Here is a 17,980-nt window from a genome sequence, read left to right as displayed (position 1 = left end):
TCCCGCTCCACGCGCGCACGCGGCGACGCCGGGTCGCCGGGATTCCACCTCCCGTTCACCCGGAGGCCGGACAGTACGGACGCCGCCCCACCCGAACGGAGACCACATGCCCGAGTCCTCCCCGGAGGCGGCGACGCCGCACGACGACGCCGTGACCGCGCCGACCGTCGAGGACGCGCCCGGCGCACCCGACACCCAGGCCAGTGACGCCGGCGACGCCGATGCCGCCCAGCGCGTGCTCGACCGCGCCGACGCCGTCACCCCGCCGCGCACCCTCGTCGACGTGCTCCGGGCGACGGTCGCCGCGCACCCTGACGCCTCCGCCATCGAGGACGGCGACGGCGCGCTCAGCTACCGCGAGCTCATGGCGCGCGTCGTGCAGGTCGCCGCGTCGCTGCGGGAGGCGGGCGTCGGGAAGGGCGACCGGGTCGGGATCCGCATGCCGTCCGGATCCCGCGACCTCTACGTCACCGTGCTCGGCGTGCTCGCGGCCGGCGCCGCCTACGTGCCCGTGGACGCCGACGACCCCGACGAGCGCGCCCGCCTGGTGTTCGGCGAGGCGCGCGTCGCGGGCGTCGTGACGGGCACGGGCGAGTTCACGCCGCGCGCGTCCGACGCGACCGACGCCGAGGCCGCCGCGCTCCGCGTGCTCCCCGCCGCCGCCGCGCACGCCTCCACCTCCGCCCTCCCGCTCGTCGCGCCGCCCGCGCCGGAGGACGACGCGTGGATAATCTTCACCTCGGGATCCACGGGCACCCCCAAGGGCGTCGCCGTCTCGCACCGCTCGGCCGCGGCCTTCGTCGACGCCGAGGCGCGCCTCTTCCTGCAGGACGAGCCGATCGGCCCCGGCGACCGCGTGCTCGCGGGCCTCTCGGTCGCGTTCGACGCCAGCTGCGAGGAGATGTGGCTCGCGTGGCGCCACGGCGCGTGCCTGGTCCCCGCGCCCCGCAGCCTCGTGCGCAGCGGGATGGACCTCGGGCCCTGGCTCACGACGCACGGCGTGACGATCGTCTCCACCGTCCCGACGCTCGCGGCGCTGTGGCCCGCGGAGTCGCTCGAGAACGTCCGGCTCCTCATCTTCGGCGGCGAGGCCTGCCCGCCCGAGCTCGGCCAGCGGCTCGCGACCGACGGCCGCGAGGTCTGGAACACGTACGGCCCCACCGAGGCGACCGTCGTCGCGTGCGCGGCCCCGCTCGGCGGACCCGGCCCGGTGCGGATCGGGCTGCCCCTGGACGGCTGGACCCTCGCGGTCGTCGACGCCGAGGGCGCGCGCGTGCCCGAGGGCGGCGTCGGCGAGCTGATCATCGGCGGCGTCGGGCTCGCGCGGTACCTCGATCCCGCCAAGGACGCCGAGAAGTACGCCCCCTTCCCCGCGCTCGGCTGGGACCGCGCGTACCGCAGCGGCGACCTCGTGCGCTTCGAGGCGGCGGGCCTCGTCTTCCAGGGCCGCGCGGACGACCAGGTGAAGGTCGGCGGCCGGCGCATCGAGCTGGGCGAGATCGAGGCGGCGCTGCAGGGCCTCGACGACGTGCAGGGCGCGGCCGTCGCCGTGCAGACCACGGGCGCCGGCAACCAGGTGCTCGTCGGCTACCTCGTGCCGCGAGATCCCGCCGCGTTCTCCCGCGAGGACGCCGTGCAGCGCCTCCGCGTCGCGCTGCCCGCCGCGCTCGTGCCGCTGATCGGCGTGGTCGACTCGCTGCCGACCCGCACCTCCGGCAAGGTCGACCGGGCCGCGCTCCCCTGGCCGCTCCCGGGCGCCGCGGGCGACGACGGCGCCGACCTCGACGCCGAGCTCCGCCCGCTCGCCGAGATGTGGTCCGCCGCGCTCGGCACGCCCATCGCGAGCGCCGACGCCAACTTCTTCGACCTGGGCGGCGGATCCCTCTCGGCCGCGCAGCTCGTGGCCCGGATCCGCACCATCGACCCCGAGTTCACGGTCGCCGACGTCTACGCGCACCCGCGCCTCGGCGCCATGCACGCGGCCATCGCGGGGCGCGCGCCGCGCGCGGAGCGCACCGGGCCGCGGGTCGACGTGACGCCCACGCCCCGCCGCACGCAGTGGATCCAGACCCTCCTCGGCGCGCCCCTCCTCGCCCTGCAGAGCCTCCGCTGGCTGGCGCTCCTGCTGACGGCGAGCGCGCTGCTCCGCCCGCTCGGCGGCTTCGACGCCCTGCCCGACGTCTCGTGGTGGCTGCTGGCGCCCGGCCTCCTCCTCTTCGCGACGCCGTTCGGCCGGATGGCGATCTCCGCGGTCGCGGCCCGGCTCCTCCTCCGCGGCCTCACGCCCGGCGACCACCCGCGCGGCGGCCGCTGGCACCTGCGGATCTGGCTGGCCGAGCAGATCGCGCAGCAGATCGGCGCGGTCGGGCTCGCAGGTGCCCCGTGGATCACGTACTACGCGCGGGCGCTCGGCGCGCGCATCGCCGACGACGTCGACCTGCACACGCTGCCGCCCGTCACGGGCATGCTCCGCATCGGCCGGGGCGCGTCCGTCGAGCCCGAGGTCGACCTCTCCGGCTACTGGATCGACGGCGACACCGTGCGGGTCGGCGCGGTGCGCATCGGGGCGGGATCCACGGTCGGCACGCGCTCGACGCTCCTGCCGGGCACGCGCATCGGCAAGGGCGCGGAGATCGCGCCGGGATCGGCCGTCTTCGGGCGCGTGCCGTCGGGCCAGCGCTGGGCGGGATCCCCCGCCGCACGCGAGGGCAAGGCGCGCGTCTGGTGGCCCGAGCACAGGCCGCCGCGCGGCACGCGCTGGGTCGCGGCGTACGGCGCGGCCTCGGTCGCCACCGCGCTCGTGCCCGTGGTCGCGTTCGTCGCGGGCGGCGGGATCCTCGCCGCCGCGATCCGCGGATCCGCCGACCTCGGCGACGTGTGGTGGCGCGGCCTCGGCGCGCTCGTGCCCGCCGTGCTCGTCACCGGGATCGTGCTCGCGCTGCTGGTCGCGGGATCCGTGCGGCTCCTCGGCCTCGGCGTCACGGAGGGCGTCCACGGCGTCCGGAGCCGCGTCGGCTGGCAGCTGTGGTCGACCGAGCGGCTGCTCGACCTCGCCCGCACCGTGCTCTTCCCGCTCTACGCGAGCCTCTTCACGCCCGTGTGGCTGCGCCTCCTCGGCGCCCGCGTGGGCAAGGACGTCGAGGCCTCGACCGTGCTCCTCATCCCCGCGATGACCACGATCCGCGACGGCGCCTTCCTCGCCGACGACACCCTCGTGGCCGGCTACGAGCTCGGCGGCGGCTGGATGCGCGTCGCCCGCGCCGAGATCGGCCAGCGCGCGTTCCTCGGCAACTCGGGCATGGCGGGTCCCGGGCACAAGGTGCCGAAGGACGGCCTCGTCGCCGTGCTCTCGGCCGCGCCCACCAAGTCGAAGGCCGGATCCTCGTGGCTCGGCTCCCCGCCGGTCCGGCTCCGGCGCACGGTCGCCGCGGCCGACGACTCGCGCACGTTCCGGCCGCCGACGCGCCTCCGCGTCGCCCGGATCCTCTGGGAGCTGCTGCGCGTCGTGCCCGTGATCGTGACCTGCGCCATCGGCCTCGCCGTGCTCGTGACCCTCGCGGCGCTCACCGAGGCGTGGGGCCCGCTCGTCGCGTTCCTGCTCGGCGGCGTGGTGCTGCTGGTGGCGGGCGCGGTCGCGGCGGGCGTCTCGACGGCGGCCAAGTGGATCCTCATCGGCCGCATCCGCCCCGAGGAGCACCCGCTGTGGTCGTCGTTCGTGTGGCGCAGCGAGGTGTCGGACGTGTTCACCGAGATGGTGGCCGCGCCCTGGTTCGCGTCGTCGGCCGCCGGCACGCCCGCGCTCGTCTGGTGGCTGCGCAGCCTCGGCGCGCGCATCGGGGCGGGCGTCTGGGTCGACTCGCACTGGCTGCCCGAGGCGGACCTCGTGACGCTGGGGGACGCGTCGACGGTCAACCGCGGGTGCGTCGTGCAGACGCATCTGTTCCATGATCGGATCATGAGCATGGACACCGTCACCCTCGACGCCGGTGCGACCCTCGGGCCGCACAGCGTCATCCTCCCCGCGGCGCGCATCGGACCGCAGGCCACCGTCGGCCCCGCGAGCCTCGTGATGCGCGGCGAGCTGGTGCCCGAGGCGAGCCGCTGGAGCGGCAACCCCATCGGCCCGTGGCGCGAGGTGAAGACGGGACGGTACCTGCCCGCCGACGCGACGGCCGTCGCCGTCGCCGCCGCCGTTCCCGCTCCTGCCGACGCCGCCGCGCGCGCGACCGCCGGGCACCGGTGAGGGCCCCGGTCTCGTCCGGCGACGACTACACCCCCGAGGTCGGATCGTCCGCGTACGCGGTCGAGCGCTACGACCTCGAGCTCGACTACCGCGTGGCCCGCAACCGCCTCAAGGCGCGGGCGATCCTCACGGCCGTCGCGCGCGAGCCGCTCGCCCGGTTCGAGCTCGACCTCACGGGCCTCCGCGCGACCGATGTGCGCGTCGACGGCCGCCGCGAGACCCGGCACGTGCAGCGCGGCGGACGCCTCGTCGTCACGCCGGCCGCGCCGATCCCCGCGGGCGCGACCTTCACGGTCGACGTCGCCTACTCCGGCGAGCCCGGCCCGCGCCGCACCACGTGGGGCGAGCTCGGCTGGGAGGAGCTCGGCGACGGCGTGCTCGTCGCGTCGCAGCCGAGCGGCGCATCGACGTGGTTCCCCTGCAACGACCGCCCCGACGACCGGGCCGCGTTCCTCGTGCGCGTGACGTGCGAGGTCGACTACGCCGTCGTCGCGAGCGGCCGGCTGCTCTCCCGCGTGGAGCGCTCGGGCCGCGCGACCTGGACCTACGCGCAGGACGCGCCGACCGCGCCGTACCTCGCGACCGTGCAGATCGGCCGGTACGCGGAGAAGCGCGTACCCGCCGGATCCACCGAGGCCGTCTACGCCTACCCGCGGCCGCGGGAGGCGCGCGTGCTCGCCGACCTCGCGCCCGTGCCGCGCATGATGGCGTTCTTCGAGACGCTGTTCGGGCCGTACCCGTTCGGCGAGTACCGCGTGGTCGTCACCGACGACGAGCTGGAGATCCCGCTCGAGGCGCAGGCGATGGCGGTGCTCGGCGCGAACCACGCCGACGGCACGGGCGGATCCGAGCGCCTCGTCGCCCACGAGCTCGCGCACCAGTGGTTCGGCAACGCGGTGGGGCTCGCCTCGTGGCGGCACATCTGGCTCAACGAGGGCTTCGCCTGCTACGCCGAGTGGCTGTGGTCGGAGGAGTCGGGCGGGCCGTCGGCGGATCAGCTGGCCCGCGAGCACCACGCCCGCCTCGCCCGCGAGGGGTCGCGTCTCGCGATCGGCGATCCCGGGCCCGACGCGATGTTCGACGACGTCGTCTACAAGCGCGGCGCCCTCGCGCTGCACGCGCTCCGGCTGACGCTCGGCGAGGAGGAGTGGCGCGCGCTGCTCCGGCGCTGGACGGAGCCGACGTGGACGGCGCCGCGCACCACCGCGGACCTCGTCGGCGCGGCCGGCGACGCGGGCGCGCTGCTGCGCGCGTGGCTCGCGGGCGGTCCGCTGCCGGCGCTGCCGCGGGTGGGGCGGCGCTGAGGACCGACCTCCGCTGGCGAATCGTTCTTATACTTCGGGCCGATGTATAAGGTCGATGGCGCTGCTCCAGCGTCCCGTCGGCTGGGTCCCGCGCCGTGCCAGGGCGGCGACCAGATCGCTTCCGAGCTCCACGTCGACCACCCGGTAGCGCGCGTCCTCACCGTCGATCCACGCGATCATCCGGGTCGCGTCGCCCTCGAAGCGGACCAGCGACGGATCCACGCGCAGCCCGCGCCCGTCGGCCTTGAGCACGGCCTCGATCCGCACCCACTCCGCCAGGGTGGTCCCGGGCGGCGCCTCCCGGTCGCGCGGCTCGGCGTCGATCCCGATCGGCCCGTGCTCGCTCACCGCGACGACGACCGCGTCGCCCGCGTGCGCGACGCTCGCGTGCAGGCCGTCGAGCGCGCGGGATCCGCCGAGCACCGGCCGGCCGTGCGGCCCGCCGCAGGTCGCGCAGCGGGCCCGGACGGTGACGTCGGCGGGATCCACGCCCACCAGCTCCGCGCCGAGCGCCCGCAGCGCGTCGCGCCCGGCCGCGGTGCGCGCGGGGCGGTCCGCGTTCCCGACGACGCCGACGACCCTCACCACCGCCACGTGCACGGCGGCGGGAACGGGGATCACGTCACGACCCTAGGCCGCGGTCGGACGACCTCGGCCCGTCGCTCCCCGGCCGGCAGCGCGAGGGGCGGCCGAGGTGCTCGTCGCGCGCGCCGGAGGTGCCGACAACCCGCACCAGCAGAAGGCTTCCCCCGGCACGCGCCTCAGGCGAGGTCGCGCACCAGCGTCTCGTCCGTCTCCGTCGCCTGCCGGGTGACGCCCGCGTCGTCCACGTACGCGTACGAGGTCGTGGTCGTCTCCCCCGTGCCGCGGTAGCCGAGCCGCTCGTACAGCGCGCGGGCCCGCGGGTTGTCGAGGCCGACGCCCATGGTCAGGCGGCCTCCCGGTCCGATCCGCCGCTCCGCCTCGCGGATGATCGCCGTGCCCACGCCCCGCCCCCGCGCGGCCTCCTCCACCTGCAGGTTGCGCAGCTCCGGGACGGCGCCGCGCAGGTCGAGCTGGCCGGACCCGAGCGGCCGGCCGCCGTCCCACGCGACGAGCAGGACGGATCCGCCCGCCTCCTGCGCCGCCCACATCGCGCGCACGAAGCCGCGCCCGGGCGGCTCCTCCCGCTCGAGCCGCTCGACCTCCGAGGCCGCGAGCGCGCGGACCTCGACGCCGGGCACCTAGATGACCGCCTCGCTCCAGTCGTCCGGGTTGCCGAAGCGGTGGGCCGTGATGCTGATGGCCTGCTCGCGCAGGAACGTGAGCATCTCGACGCGGCCGGCCGCGGTGATCTCGTCGGCGAAGACGGCGACGTCGGGCGTGCCGCGCAGCGCCTCGGAGAGGGCGCGCGCCTCCACGATCCGCGTCCCGCGGTCGGCGATCAGGCGCACGCGCTCGGTCGGGATCCCGTCGGCCGCGACCCGCGCGAGCCACGCGTCGTCGGTCTCGATGGTCACGTGCACGCGCGGCAGGTCGTCGAGGACCTGGCCGAGCCCGGCGGGCAGGATCCCCGGCACCGACACGTGCATCTCCGCGCGGGCGAGGCGCCCGGCCGCGAGCACGCGCAGCAGGTCGGCGAGCGCGCCCGACTCCTGGAGCCGCACCGTGACGGGCAGCGGGCGGTAGCGGAAGAGGTTCCGCTCGACGCCGAGGCCGCTCGGGTCCTTCACCTGGCCGAACTCCTCGTGCCAGGCGACCGCGTCGCTGAGGGCGGAGCGGCGCACCAGGTCGAAGTCCTCGTAGCGGATGGCGGGCTGGGCCGACTCGATGAGCTCCGTCACGCGCGGCGCGAGCCCGCGGAGGTGCAGCGAGCTGGAGTGCCGGCCCTCGTCGGTGACCCAGGAGCCGAGGCCCATGAGGTAGTTCGGGCCGCCGGCCTTGGTGCCGGATCCCACCGAGCTGCGCTTCCAGCCGCCGAACGGCTGGCGCTGCACGATCGCGCCCGTGATCCCGCGGTTCACGTAGAGGTTGCCCGCCTCCACGGTCTCGAGCCACTGCTCGAGCTCGCGCGCGTCGAGGCTGTGCAGGCCCGCGGTGAGGCCGTAGGGGATCGCGTTCTGGAAGCGGATCGCCTCCTCCAGGTTCCGCGCGCGCATCACGCCGAGCACGGGCCCGAAGAACTCGGTGAGGTGGAAGTACGAGCCCGGCTGCACGCGGTCGCGGACGCCCGGCGACCAGAGCCGGCCGGTCTCGTCCATCTGCTCGGGCTCGACGAGCCACTTCTCGCCGACGCCGAGCTGCGTGAGCGCGTGCTTGAGCTTGCCGTCGGCCGGCTCGATGATCGGGCCCATCTGCGTGGTCGGGTCCGACGGGTAGCCCACGCGCAGCGACGACACGGCGTCGGTGAGCTGCGTGAGGAACCGGCGGGACTTCCCGACGGAGCCCACGAGGATCACGAGGCTCGCCGCCGAGCACTTCTGGCCGGCGTGGCCGAAGGCGCTCTTCACGACGTCGGCCGCGGCCAGGTCGAGGTCGGCGCTGGGCGTGACGATGATGGCGTTCTTGCCGCTCGTCTCCGCGAGGAGCGGGAGGTCCGGGCGCCAGGAGCGGAAGACCTCGGCGGTCTCGTAGCCCCCCGTGAGGATCACCCGGTCGACGGCCTTGTGCGAGATGAGGTGCTCGCCGAACTCGGCCTCGCCGGCGTCGACGAGGGCGAGCAGCTCGCGCGGCACGCCGGCCTCGCGGAGCGCCTCGACGAGCACGGCGCCGGAGCGGCGGGCCTGGCCGGCGGGCTTCAGCACCACGCCGCTGCCGGACGCGAGGGCCGCGAGCACGCTGCCCGCGGGGATCGCGACGGGGAAGTTCCACGGCGGCGCCACGACGGTGACGCGCGACGGCACGAACCGGGCGCCCTGCACGCGGTCGAGGTCGCGGGCGCGCTCGGCGTAGTAGTGCGCGAAGTCCACCGCCTCGCTGACCTCGGGGTCGGCCTCGGCGATGGTCTTGCCGGTCTCCGACGCCATGACCTCGATGAGGCGCGCGCGGTTCCGCTCGAGGGCGACGCCCACGCGGTGCAGGAGGGCGGCGCGCTGCTCGCCGGGACGCGCACCCCAGGCCGCGGCCGCGGTGCGCACGCCGTCGAGGATGTCGTCGAGCTGGTCGGTGGAGTCGATGCGCGCGGCGTCGATGGTCGCGACGCCCAGCTGCGACGCGGCCACGCGCGACAGGATCTCGCGGCCCCAGGCGCGGTTCGTCGGCAGGGCGGGATCGGTGTCGGGCGCGTTGTGGAACGGCGTCGGCGACGCGTCCGGGTCGGCGAGCGTGCCGGGGGTCAGCAGCGAGCCGCGCGTGAAGCCCATGACCACGCTCGTGAGCTGCGGGTCGACCTCGTCCTCGGGCTCCTCCGGCGTCTCGGGCTCGGCGAGCGGATCCACGTCGTCGAGCTCCGGCGGGAAGCGGCGGTCCTGCGTGCGGTTCGGCGCGGGGATCGCGTCGTCCACGCCCGCGAGCGACGACCGGAACCGCTGCTCCTCGCGCGCGAACAGCTCCTCCGACGTGCTCAGCTCGAACACGGCCGACATGAAGTTCTCCTGGCTCGCGTTCTCCTCCAGGCGGCGGATGAGGTAGGAGATGGCGACGTCGAACTCGGTGGGGTGCACGACGGGCGTGTAGAGCAGCAGCCCGCCGACCGTGCGCTTCACGGCCTCGGCCTGGCCGGTCGCCATGCCGAGCAGCATCTCGAACTCGATCCGGTCGGTGACGCCGCGCTCCTCCGCGAGCAGCCACGCGTACGCGACGTCGAAGAGGTTGTGGCCGGCGACGCCGACCTTCACCGCGTCGGCCGCGGCCGGCCGGAGCGCGTGCTCGAGCATGCGCTTGTAGTGCGTGTCGGTCTCCTCCTTGGTGGACCAGGTGGCGACGGGCCAGTCGTGCATCCGGCCGTCGACCTGCTCCATCGCGAGGTTCGCGCCCTTGACGATGCGGACCTTGATGGGCGCCCCGCCCGCCGCGCGCCGCTCCTGGGCCCACGCGGTGAGCCGCTGCAGCGCCGCGAGCGCGTCGGGCAGGTACGCCTGCAGCACGATGCCGGCCTCGAGGTCCTTCAGCTGCGGCTGGTCGAGAACGCGCGTGAAGACCGCGATGGTGAGGTCGAGGTCCTTGTACTCCTCCATGTCGAGGTTGATGAACTTGGGGCGCGGCGACGCGAGCGCCAGCTCGTACAGCGGGGTCAGCCGCTCGACGACCTTCTCGACGGCCTCGTCGAACGCCCACATCGACAGCTGCGAGACGACGCTCGAGACCTTGATGGAGACGTAGTCCACGTCGTCGCGGGCGAGCAGCTCGCGGGTGCCCGCGAGGCGGCGCGCGGCCTCCTTCTCCCCGAGCACGGCCTCGCCGAGGAGGTTGAGGTTGAGGCGGGATCCACCGGCACGCAGCTTCTCGATCGCCGGGCCGAGCTTCTCGCTCGTGGCGTCGACGATGAGGTGCCCGACCATCTCGCGGAGCACCCGGCGCGCGACGGGGACGACCACCTGCGGGAGGACCGGGCCGAGGATGCCGCCCGCGCGGATCGCGCCCTGCATGTACCAGGGCAGGAAGCCGGGGGTCTTCGAGGTGAGCGCGGCGAGGCTGTTGCCGGCGACCGGCAGGTCCTCGGGGCGGACGACGCGGTCGACGAAGCCGATGGTGAAGTCGAGCCCGTGCTCGTCCTTGAGGACGCCCGCGAGCCGCTCGGCCGAGGGATCCGCGGGGTGGGTCGCCGCCTGCGCCAGCCAGGTGCGGACGAGGGCGACCGAGCGGTCGGCGAGGTCCTCGCGGTCGAGCCCGGCGGTCGGGACCGCGGCGGTGTCGGATGCGGGTGCGGTCTCGGCGGTCATTGCTGTGCCTCTTCGTCGTGGGTGGGCGCGGCCGATCTCCGTCGGCGGTCGCGCTCGGAGCGCGTGCTCCCAGTGTGCGACCATGCTCTCATCGGATGCGCTGAACGTTTCCGATGATCATCGTGCGGTCCTGCCGATGATTCCACGCAGCGGCCGGATCCGCGGGAGGCGCACGTGCTCGAGATGCGACGGCTGCGGCTCCTGCGCGAGCTCAAGCTCCGTGGCACGATCGGCGCGGTCGCCGACGCCCTGTCGTTCAGCCCGTCGTCGGTGTCGCAGCAGCTGTCGCAGCTGGAGCGCGAGGCCGGCGTCACGCTCCTCCGCCGGGTCGGGCGGCGCGTGGTGCTCACGCCGCAGGCCGAGATCCTCGTGGAGCACACGACGGCCCTGCTGGAGCGGCTGGAGCGCGCCGAGACCGAGGTGAACGCGTCGCTCGCGAACGTCTCCGGCACCATCCGCATGGCCGCGTTCCAGTCGGCGCTGCTCGCGCTCGTGCCGCCGGCGCTCACGATCCTCCGCGACGACTACCCGGACCTGCGGGTCGAGATCACGATGCGCGAGCCGGAGTCCGGCCTCCACGACGTGTGGGCGCGCGACCACGACCTCGTCATCGCCGAGCAGTACCCGGCGCACGCGGCGCCGCGGCCGGCCGACCTCGACCGCGAGGAGCTGTGCGTGGATCCGCTCCGCCTCGGCCTCCCGCCCGGCCGCGACGACGTCCGCACCCTCTCCGACGCGCGGCGCCTGCCGTGGGTGATGGAGCCCGCGGGCACGGCGTCGCGCCACTTCGCCGAGCAGGTGTGCCGGGTCGCGGGCTTCGAGCCGGACGTCCGCTACGTGACCGCCGACCTGCAGGCCCACATCGACCTCGTGCGCGCCGGCCACGCCGCCTCCGTGCTGCCCGACCTGGTGTGGGCGGGCCGCGAGCCCGACGTGCGGCTGGTCGGCCTGCCCGGGTCGCCGCGGCGCACGGTCTTCACGTCGTCGCGCGTCGGCAGCCTCGACCGGCCGGGGATCCGCGCGTGCCGCGACGCCCTCGCGCGCGCCGTCGAGGTCATGGGGCCGGGCGCGGGCTGAGCCGGGGCCGACCGGACGACGACGGGCCCGGATCCGCGGGGATCCGGGCCCGCCGTCGCGGGACGCGCGCGCTCAGGCGGCGGGCGGGCCGCCGTCGGGGTCGCGCGCGTCGTCGGATCCGCTCGCCGCGGCTCCCCCGGCGGGCCTCCGCCGACCGGTCACCACGATGAGGACGACCGCGGCCGCCGCGAGCACGACGATCCCGACGCCCACGCCGACGACGACCCCGAGGTAGGGCGCGACGCCCTCCTCCTGGCCGGCGGCGGTGCCCGGATCCGCGGTGCCCGGATCCGCGGTGGCGGGCCCGGCATCCGCGGACCCCGTCGCGCCGCCGCCGGAGGAGGCCGCGCCGCCCTCCGCCTGCGCCGCGCAGCCCGGGCCGTCGGGCGTGCCCGGGCTCGCCGTCGCGCCGGCGGGCGCCCGGTACGTGAAGGCGATCGAGTCGGAGACCGGGTGCCCGTCGGCCGAGACCACGCGCCAGGTCACCCGGTACTCGCCGGATCCGCCGAGCGCGACCGGCACGGACACCGTGCGGCCGGCGTCGGTCGCACAGCCGGTCTCGAAGTGCGTGCCCTGTCCGTCCGGTCCCGTCACCTGCACGACCGACGAGCCGCCGGCCGCGGACGAGGACCCGGTCGTCGCCTCGTCGGCCGCGCCGCCCGCGGCGGCGAGGTCGAGGATCACGTCGTTGAAGGTCAGCGTGACCTCCGACGGCGGCGCCTCGACCGTGGATCCCGAGGCCGGCGAGCTCGACACGAGGTAGTTGTGCGCCGAGGCGGACAGCGCGCCGTCCGGCCCGTTCCCCTGCGCCAGCCCGGCGAGCGCGAGCGCGGCCGTCGCGAGCGAGGCGCCGGCGACCACGGCCGCCGCCCGCCGGAGCGGGCCCCGACGCGTGGACGCGCGGTGGATGCGGGCGCCGGATCGCACGTGGATCCGGTCCCCGGGCGTCACGCGCGGCCGCCGGCCTCGCGGCGCACGCGGGTGAGCGCGAAGACCGCGACCACGAGGGCGGCGGCGCCGAGGGCGAGGCCGCCCACGCCGAGGCCCACCGCGACCGCGCCCGTGGAGGCGCTCGTGTCGGCGGCCTCGACGGTCGCGTCCGGCGCGGGGGTGGTGGTCGTCATCGCGCTCATGGCGTCGGCGGGCGGCGCGTCCTCGACGTAGAGCGTCGGCGCGGGGTGCTCCGGCTCCTCGCCCGAGGCGGGGGTCGCCTCGTCCCAGTCGACGACCGAGCCGTCCGAGTAGCCCTGGTGGGCGGGCAGGACGATGCTGCCGGTCTCGGGCACGGGGCCGACCGAGATCGTGAACCGCTGGAACTCGCCGGACGCGAGGCCCACGCCGTCGTCGGCGGTCCAGGTGACCGCGACGGGCGCGTCCGTGATCGTGGCGTCGTCCGTCTTCACGGGGGTGTCCAGCGCCTCGGTCGTGACCTTCGCGGTCCAGCCGGGCACGGGCTCGGTGGAGAGGCTGGAGAACGGGGTGTCCTTCGGCAGGTCGACCGTGACGCTCGTGGTGGTCGCCGTGGCGGACTCGGTCGGGACCTTGAAGGTCAGCGTGCTGTAGCTGCCGGCGGCCGCCTGGTCGGGCGAGACGCGCACGTGCGCGGAGGCCGCGAGCGGCATGGCGACGGCGAGCGCGACGCCGCCGACGAGCGCGGTGGCCGAGCGGAGGATCCGGCGGCTGCGGGGTGCGGAGGTGGATGAGGTGGTCATTGCGGGTGTCCTGTTCCGGGCCGCGTCGAGCGGCCCCGGGAGCGGACGCGGCGAGGCCGGCGTCCGGAGGGGAGGGTGAGGGGCGGCGGATGCACGGGGCATCGCGGCCGCGGCGCGACCGGGGTCGCACGGGAGGGCGGCGCATCGGCCGGGACGGCGGATGCACGGGACCCGCGGCCGCACGAGGGAGCGGACGGCGGGTCGCGCCGCCGGGCGAGCGGGAGGCGGGTCGGGAGGACCGGCCGGGAGGCTCAGGCGGCGGCGAGGACGAGCGCGCGCGGCGGGCCGCGGTGCCGCAGGCGGCCGAGCCGCGCGCAGAGGTCGCGCAGCGCGCGCGGCGCCCGCGCCACGCGGGACAGCGCCGTGCGGCCGCGGCCGACGGGCCGGAGGAACGGGATCGCGAGCGCGAGCACCACGCGGAGGCCCGACGCCGCGACGAGCGCGCGGAGCGCCGCCTCGCCGTGCCGCAGCGCGAGGACGGTGACGACGAGCGCCGCGCCGTGCGAGAGGAGCATGCCGGCGTCGAGCGCGGACGCCCCGCCCGCGGCGGCGGCCCCGGGCAGGTCGAGCGGCACGCCGCCGTGGCCCATGCCGGCGTGCGGATCAACGGGGGCCGCGCCGGACGCGTCGCCGGCCGCCGTGAACAGCCCGTGGAACAGCAGCTGGCTGACGCCCACCGCCGCGGTCAGCCGCCAGAGCGCGGGCCGCGGCCCGGCGAGCGCGATGGCCGCGAGCGAGGCGAGCGCGAGCCCGAAGGCCACGACGCCCCAGGAGGGCGCGGCACCGCCGCCCACCCCGTGGAAGAGGGCGGCCACGAACGTGGCGGTGGTGGATGCGGCGAGCCCTCGGATCACGCGCAGGACGCGCGGCGCGATCGGGGACGGAGCAGGCATCGAGTGGAGTGTAGAGGACGGGTCCGGGAGGATCCGGCCGCCGCCTTGTCCGCCACCGCCCGCGCGCGGGAGGATCGCCTCGCGGACGCACCCTCCGCGGAGAGGTCGACCGCCATGCGCGAAGCCCGCGCGCCCCGCGCCACCCGGGCCGTGACCGCCGCGGCGGTGATCGCCGTCGTCGTCGCCACCCTCGCCGTCGCATCGTCCCCGCGTCCGGAGGACGCCCCCGCGACCCGCGTCGGGAGCGCCGACGTGGACGCCCCGATGCCGACGCCCGCGCCGCCCCGCGACGAGGTCGGGCAGCAGATGGAGAAGCGGCGGACCTTCGCGCTCCGCTCCGACCGCGCCTACGTGGAGGAGGTGGTCGCCGCTCCGGACACCGTGCTCAGCGACTGGACGGGCCTCCGCCTGACGCCCGCGGAGGCCGCCGAGTTCGCGCGCCAGGACACGCTCCAGCCGAAGCTCGAGGAGGTGGCCGCGATGCTCGAGCCGCTCGGCGCCCTCGGCGGCGTCTGGCTCGAGAACCCGGTCGCCGAGCCGCAGGTGATGGTCGTCGCGATCGTCGGCGAGGTGGGCCCCGACGTCCGGCAGCGCATCCTCGACGTCGCGGGGGCCGATCCCCTCCGCATCACCGCCGCGCGGCACACGGAGCGGGAGCTGCGCGGCATCTGCGACGCGCTGCTGGCCAGCACCATGTGGACCGACGGCGACCTGGTGGAGTGCTCCCCCGACATCGTCGGCGACCACGTCGCGGTGGGCGTCGCCCGCGACGCGCCCGCGGACACGGAGGAGCGACTACTCGCCGCCCACGGCGACGTCGTCACCCCGACGCGCCAGGCGCCGGCGGTCGCAGCGGCCGGCTGAGCGGCGGCCCCGGCCTCAGGCGGCCCGCTCGCCCGTCGCCGCGTGCGCGTCCGCCGGCCCGTCCGGAGCCGCGTCGCCGAGGGCCCCCGTCAGCCGGCCCACGACGTCGTCGAGCGCGTCGCGCAGCGCCTCGAGCTCCGGGATCGTCAGGCCGGTGCGCGCCGCGGCCTGCGCGGGGACGTCCAGGGCGCGCTCCCGCAGGTCGCGCCCCGCCTCGGTGAGGGAGACGACGACGACCCGCTCGTCGACGGTGCTCCGCGCGCGGTCGACGAAGCCGGCGACCTGCAGGCGCTTGAGCAGCGGGGTGAGCGTCGCGGGCTCGAGCTGCAGGGTGGCCCCGAGGGCCGAGATCGAGCGGTGGTCCCGCTCCCACAGCGCGAGCATCACCAGGTACTGCGGATGCGTGAGCCCGAGCGGCTCCAGGATCGGCCGATACACCGCCACGACCGTGCGCGCGGCCACCACCGCCCGGAAGCAGACCTGGCTCTCGAGCGCCAGCGGATCCGTCGTCATCCCGTCCTCCTCGGCCGTCCGTCTCGTACTGCTCCGTGCACTGTGTAAAGGGTACGCACGCGGGACGACGCGGGTGACGCGGGGGCTCCCGCCCCGCACCCGGTGCGCCGCCCCGCCGGACCGGATCAGCCCGCCGCGACGAGCTCGATGTTGATGTCGTCCGGGTCCTGCACGGAGAGGATCGACATGCCGTCGAGGTCCGTGACCTCGCCGTGCGCGATCCCCCGCGCGTCGAAGAGCGCGGCCGCCGCCACGAGGTCGTTCCGCGAGCCGACCGCGAGGCTGACGTGGTCGAGGCCGCGGACGGCGGGGTCGAACGTGCCGCCGTCGCCCGCCACCGGGCGGAGGCCGAGGAGCTGGTCGCCGACGCCGTAGATCACGCCGCCGAAGAAGACGCTCGGGTCCTCGAGGACGCCGGGGTCGCTCGGGTCGGCCTCGCTCCGGATGGCGGGGGTGAGCCCCAGGACGCCCTCGTAGAAGGCGCGCGAGCGGTCCAGGTCGGACACGGAGAGGCGCACGTGGTGCACGGCCGTGATGCTCGAGAGCGGGGCGGTGGTCGAGTCGGTGTCGGTCATGGTCCGACGCTAGGACGGTCCCGACGGGCGTCGCGGGCGGGTTCGGTTTCCGACCACGGCTCCCCGGCGACGTCCAGCCGGCGCCCGGGCGGTGCCCGCGCGGGATCAGTCGTGGAGGTCGATGCCCCAGGTGCCGGACCACTCGGATCCGGGCTCGAGCGTGATGAGCCCGTCGCCCGAGTTGAAGGCGTCGGCCGGTGCCGTCATCGGCTCGACCGCGACCGCCCACACGTGGCCGTCGGCGACGGGGTACCACGGCGTGACGAAGACCTGCCAGTAGGTGAACTCGCCGTCGGCCCAGATCTCGGTGCGGCGGCCGTCGGGCGCCTGCACGCCGTGGCGCGTGACGCCGTCGACCACGCGGGCGTCGGCCCACGCGTCGTCGAGCTGCGCGTCGCGCACGCGGACGCCGCCGCGGAGGTCGAAGCGCGTGCCCTCGACCGGGGTCTGGGCGCCCGTCGGGTTGAGGCGGACGGGATCCACCTCGATGTGGGTGGGCGCGTCGATGACGACCTCGAGGTCCTCGGTCGGCACGTCGCCGACGCGGAGGAAGGGGTGCGTGCCGACGGCGACGGGCGCGTCCGCGGAGCCGACGTTCCGGATCCCGTGCGTGACCCGGACGCCCTGCCCGGTGAGCTCGTAGCGGACCGTGGTCTCGAGGGCGAAGGGGTAGCCGCGCTGCGGGTGCACGTCGGCGGCGAGGGTGACGGAGACGTCGTCGCGGTCGACGAGGCGGTACGGCGCGTTCTCGAGGAGGCCGTGGATCGCGTTCTCGCGGTCGACCTCGGTGATGTCGAGCTGGTGCGTGACGTCGCCCTGCTGCCAGATGCCGTCGCGGATCCGGTTGGGCCAGGGCGCGAGCACGATGCCGCTGCAGAAGGGGGGCCGCGCCTCGTCCGGGTAGGACTGGACGAGGTCGGTGCCGTCCACCTGGAGCACGCGGAGCGCGGCGCCGACCTCCGCGATCACCATGCGCTGGGTGCGTCCGTCCACCTCCGCGACGATCTCGTGCTGCTGGCCGGTGGGGAGGCGGGGGATGTACGACACGTCTTCGGGCACCCGCCGAGCCTATCCATACGAGGCGCTGTGGCGCCTCCCAGGGGCGCGGGCGGGTCGCTCCCTAGGATCGTGCGCATGGCCCGGCATGAGAACGAGAAGGTACGCGCGATCCGCGAGAAGGCACGCATCGAGAGGGCCCTCGACGACCGGCGCCGCAAGCGCCGCCGCCTCATCGCCCAGTTCTCCGTCGCGGGCGGCCTCGTCGTCGTCATCGCGGCGATCGCCGGCGGCGTCTACCTCCTCGGCCAGTCGCAGGCCGCGAGCGCGGCGGGCCCCGTCGCCGACGCGACCGCGCCGCTGTCCACCGGCGACCCGGTGCGCGTCGCGTCCGAGCCCACGGGCGTGAGCGTCGGCGCGGCCGACGCCCCCGTCACGCTCGACGTCTTCGAGGACTACTCGTGCCCCCACTGCGCGCAGTACGAGGCCGAGACCGGGCCGATGCTCGACCGGATCGCCGCCACCGGCCAGGTGCGCATCGTGTACCACCCCATCCAGATCGTCACGAAGTACGGGCAGGTCGCGGGCAGCGCCGCCGCGTGCGTCCTCGCCGAGGAGCCGGACAAGTGGCCGGCCGTGCACTCCGCCCTCTTCGACAACCACTCCACCATCACCGACTCGTGGACCCACGCCGACTTCGTCACCTGGCTCACGACCGAGGGCGTCTCCTCGGACGCCGCGCGCACGTGCGTGGCGGAGGGCCGGTTCTCCTCGTGGATCACGAACAACACGTCCGATGCCAGCGCGGCGGGCGTCACGGGCACCCCGACGCTCCGGATCCAGGGCGACATCATCCCGACGACCGCGGGCCAGGAGCTCGTGGACGCCCTCACGGCCGCCGGCGCGCAGCTGCCCGCGGGCATCGCCGCCGACAGCTGACCCGG

14 protein-coding genes are annotated in these 17,980 nt (G+C 75.9%); 5 read left to right on the top strand and 9 right to left on the bottom strand.

The genetic code is table 11. The annotated features are described in order from the left end of the window. The first annotated feature begins 106 nt into the window (after positions 1-106). Both ACT7CP_RS02840 and ACT7CP_RS02835 read left to right on the top strand, forming a co-directional pair. Complete coding sequence (locus ACT7CP_RS02840; RefSeq protein ID WP_445443294.1) at positions 107-4,243, top strand: Pls/PosA family non-ribosomal peptide synthetase; 4,137 nt, start codon at positions 107-109, stop codon at positions 4,241-4,243. Further along, the gene (locus ACT7CP_RS02835; protein ID WP_445443293.1) at positions 4,240-5,547 is read left to right on the top strand and encodes a M1 family metallopeptidase; all 1,308 of its coding nucleotides are present in this window, start codon (positions 4,240-4,242) and stop codon (positions 5,545-5,547) included. The genes ACT7CP_RS02840 and ACT7CP_RS02835 overlap by 4 nt, the downstream gene beginning before the upstream one ends. A 27-nt stretch (positions 5,548-5,574) precedes the next feature. Here the strand turns inward: ACT7CP_RS02835 and ACT7CP_RS02830 are convergent, their stop codons facing one another. From ACT7CP_RS02830 to ACT7CP_RS02820, 3 genes are all read right to left on the bottom strand, one after another. Beyond that, positions 5,575-6,168, bottom strand: coding sequence for a 4'-phosphopantetheinyl transferase family protein (locus ACT7CP_RS02830; protein ID WP_445443292.1), 594 nt, complete (start codon positions 6,166-6,168; stop codon positions 5,575-5,577). 140 nt (positions 6,169-6,308) lie between these two features. After that, the gene (locus tag ACT7CP_RS02825) at positions 6,309-6,770 is read right to left on the bottom strand and encodes a GNAT family N-acetyltransferase (protein ID WP_445443291.1); all 462 of its coding nucleotides are present in this window, start codon (positions 6,768-6,770) and stop codon (positions 6,309-6,311) included. Further along, a complete protein-coding gene (locus ACT7CP_RS02820) occupies positions 6,771-10,406 on the bottom strand; it encodes a bifunctional proline dehydrogenase/L-glutamate gamma-semialdehyde dehydrogenase (RefSeq protein WP_445443290.1) in 3,636 nt (1,211 codons plus the stop codon). 174 nt (positions 10,407-10,580) lie between these two features. On the opposite strand from ACT7CP_RS02820, the gene ACT7CP_RS02815 reads away from it, so the two are divergent. Next, positions 10,581-11,483, top strand: a complete 903-nt coding sequence (locus tag ACT7CP_RS02815) for a LysR substrate-binding domain-containing protein (protein ID WP_445443289.1) — start codon at positions 10,581-10,583, stop codon at positions 11,481-11,483. Positions 11,484-11,555: 72 nt separating this feature from the next. Here the strand turns inward: ACT7CP_RS02815 and ACT7CP_RS02810 are convergent, their stop codons facing one another. The 3 genes from ACT7CP_RS02810 to ACT7CP_RS02800 all read right to left on the bottom strand — a co-directional run bounded on the left by ACT7CP_RS02810 (position 11,556) and on the right by ACT7CP_RS02800 (position 14,088). Next, positions 11,556-12,410, bottom strand: a complete 855-nt coding sequence (locus ACT7CP_RS02810; protein WP_445443288.1) for a copper resistance CopC family protein — start codon at positions 12,408-12,410, stop codon at positions 11,556-11,558. A gap of 20 nt (positions 12,411-12,430) precedes the next feature. Next, positions 12,431-13,195: a YcnI family copper-binding membrane protein gene (locus ACT7CP_RS02805; protein ID WP_445443287.1), complete on the bottom strand. Its 765-nt coding sequence runs from the start codon at positions 13,193-13,195 to the stop codon at positions 12,431-12,433. A gap of 251 nt (positions 13,196-13,446) precedes the next feature. Further along, positions 13,447-14,088 carry a hypothetical protein gene (locus ACT7CP_RS02800; protein ID WP_445443286.1) on the bottom strand — a complete coding sequence of 214 codons (642 nt, stop codon included), beginning with the start codon at positions 14,086-14,088 and terminating at the stop codon, positions 13,447-13,449. 114 nt (positions 14,089-14,202) lie between these two features. Here ACT7CP_RS02800 and ACT7CP_RS02795 point away from each other — a divergent pair, with 114 nt between their 5' ends. After that, a complete protein-coding gene (locus tag ACT7CP_RS02795) occupies positions 14,203-14,952 on the top strand; it encodes a hypothetical protein (protein WP_445443285.1) in 750 nt (249 codons plus the stop codon). A 15-nt stretch (positions 14,953-14,967) separates the two neighbouring features. Here ACT7CP_RS02795 and ACT7CP_RS02790 read toward each other — a convergent pair whose 3' ends face one another. From ACT7CP_RS02790 to ACT7CP_RS02780, 3 genes are all read right to left on the bottom strand, one after another. Continuing rightward, the gene (locus ACT7CP_RS02790) at positions 14,968-15,465 is read right to left on the bottom strand and encodes a MarR family winged helix-turn-helix transcriptional regulator (RefSeq protein ID WP_445443284.1); all 498 of its coding nucleotides are present in this window, start codon (positions 15,463-15,465) and stop codon (positions 14,968-14,970) included. Positions 15,466-15,590: 125 nt separating this feature from the next. Beyond that, positions 15,591-16,040, bottom strand: a complete 450-nt coding sequence (locus ACT7CP_RS02785; RefSeq protein WP_445443283.1) for a VOC family protein — start codon at positions 16,038-16,040, stop codon at positions 15,591-15,593. Between the two features lie 105 nt (positions 16,041-16,145). Further along, positions 16,146-17,099, bottom strand: a complete 954-nt coding sequence (locus ACT7CP_RS02780; protein WP_445443282.1) for an aldose 1-epimerase family protein — start codon at positions 17,097-17,099, stop codon at positions 16,146-16,148. Positions 17,100-17,174: 75 nt separating this feature from the next. Between ACT7CP_RS02780 and ACT7CP_RS02775 the strand changes: the two genes are divergently transcribed. Continuing rightward, positions 17,175-17,975 (top strand): DsbA family protein, encoded by an 801-nt coding sequence (locus tag ACT7CP_RS02775; RefSeq protein WP_413962362.1) that lies wholly within the window; start codon positions 17,175-17,177, stop codon positions 17,973-17,975. Positions 17,976-17,980: the final 5 nt, after the last annotated feature.

Source organism: Clavibacter rahimiani (assembly GCF_052654495.1).
The sequence above is the reverse complement of the archived record's forward strand: the minus strand, read 5'-3'. Positions and strand labels throughout refer to the sequence as shown.

Bases quoted from the DNA above. Each gene is read 5' to 3' on its own strand.
- ACT7CP_RS02790 (WP_445443284.1), bottom strand. From the start codon at position 15,465: ATGACGACGGATCCGCTGGCGCTCGAGAGCCAGGTCTGCTTCCGGGCG.
- ACT7CP_RS02840 (WP_445443294.1), top strand. From the start codon at position 107: ATGCCCGAGTCCTCCCCGGAGGCGGCGACGCCGCACGACGACGCCGTG.
- ACT7CP_RS02775 (WP_413962362.1), top strand. From the start codon at position 17,175: ATGGCCCGGCATGAGAACGAGAAGGTACGCGCGATCCGCGAGAAGGCA.
- ACT7CP_RS02820 (WP_445443290.1), bottom strand. From the start codon at position 10,406: ATGACCGCCGAGACCGCACCCGCATCCGACACCGCCGCGGTCCCGACC.
- ACT7CP_RS02795 (WP_445443285.1), top strand. From the start codon at position 14,203: ATGCGCGAAGCCCGCGCGCCCCGCGCCACCCGGGCCGTGACCGCCGCG.
- ACT7CP_RS02785 (WP_445443283.1), bottom strand. From the start codon at position 16,040: ATGACCGACACCGACTCGACCACCGCCCCGCTCTCGAGCATCACGGCC.
- ACT7CP_RS02800 (WP_445443286.1), bottom strand. From the start codon at position 14,088: ATGCCTGCTCCGTCCCCGATCGCGCCGCGCGTCCTGCGCGTGATCCGA.
- ACT7CP_RS02805 (WP_445443287.1), bottom strand. From the start codon at position 13,195: ATGACCACCTCATCCACCTCCGCACCCCGCAGCCGCCGGATCCTCCGC.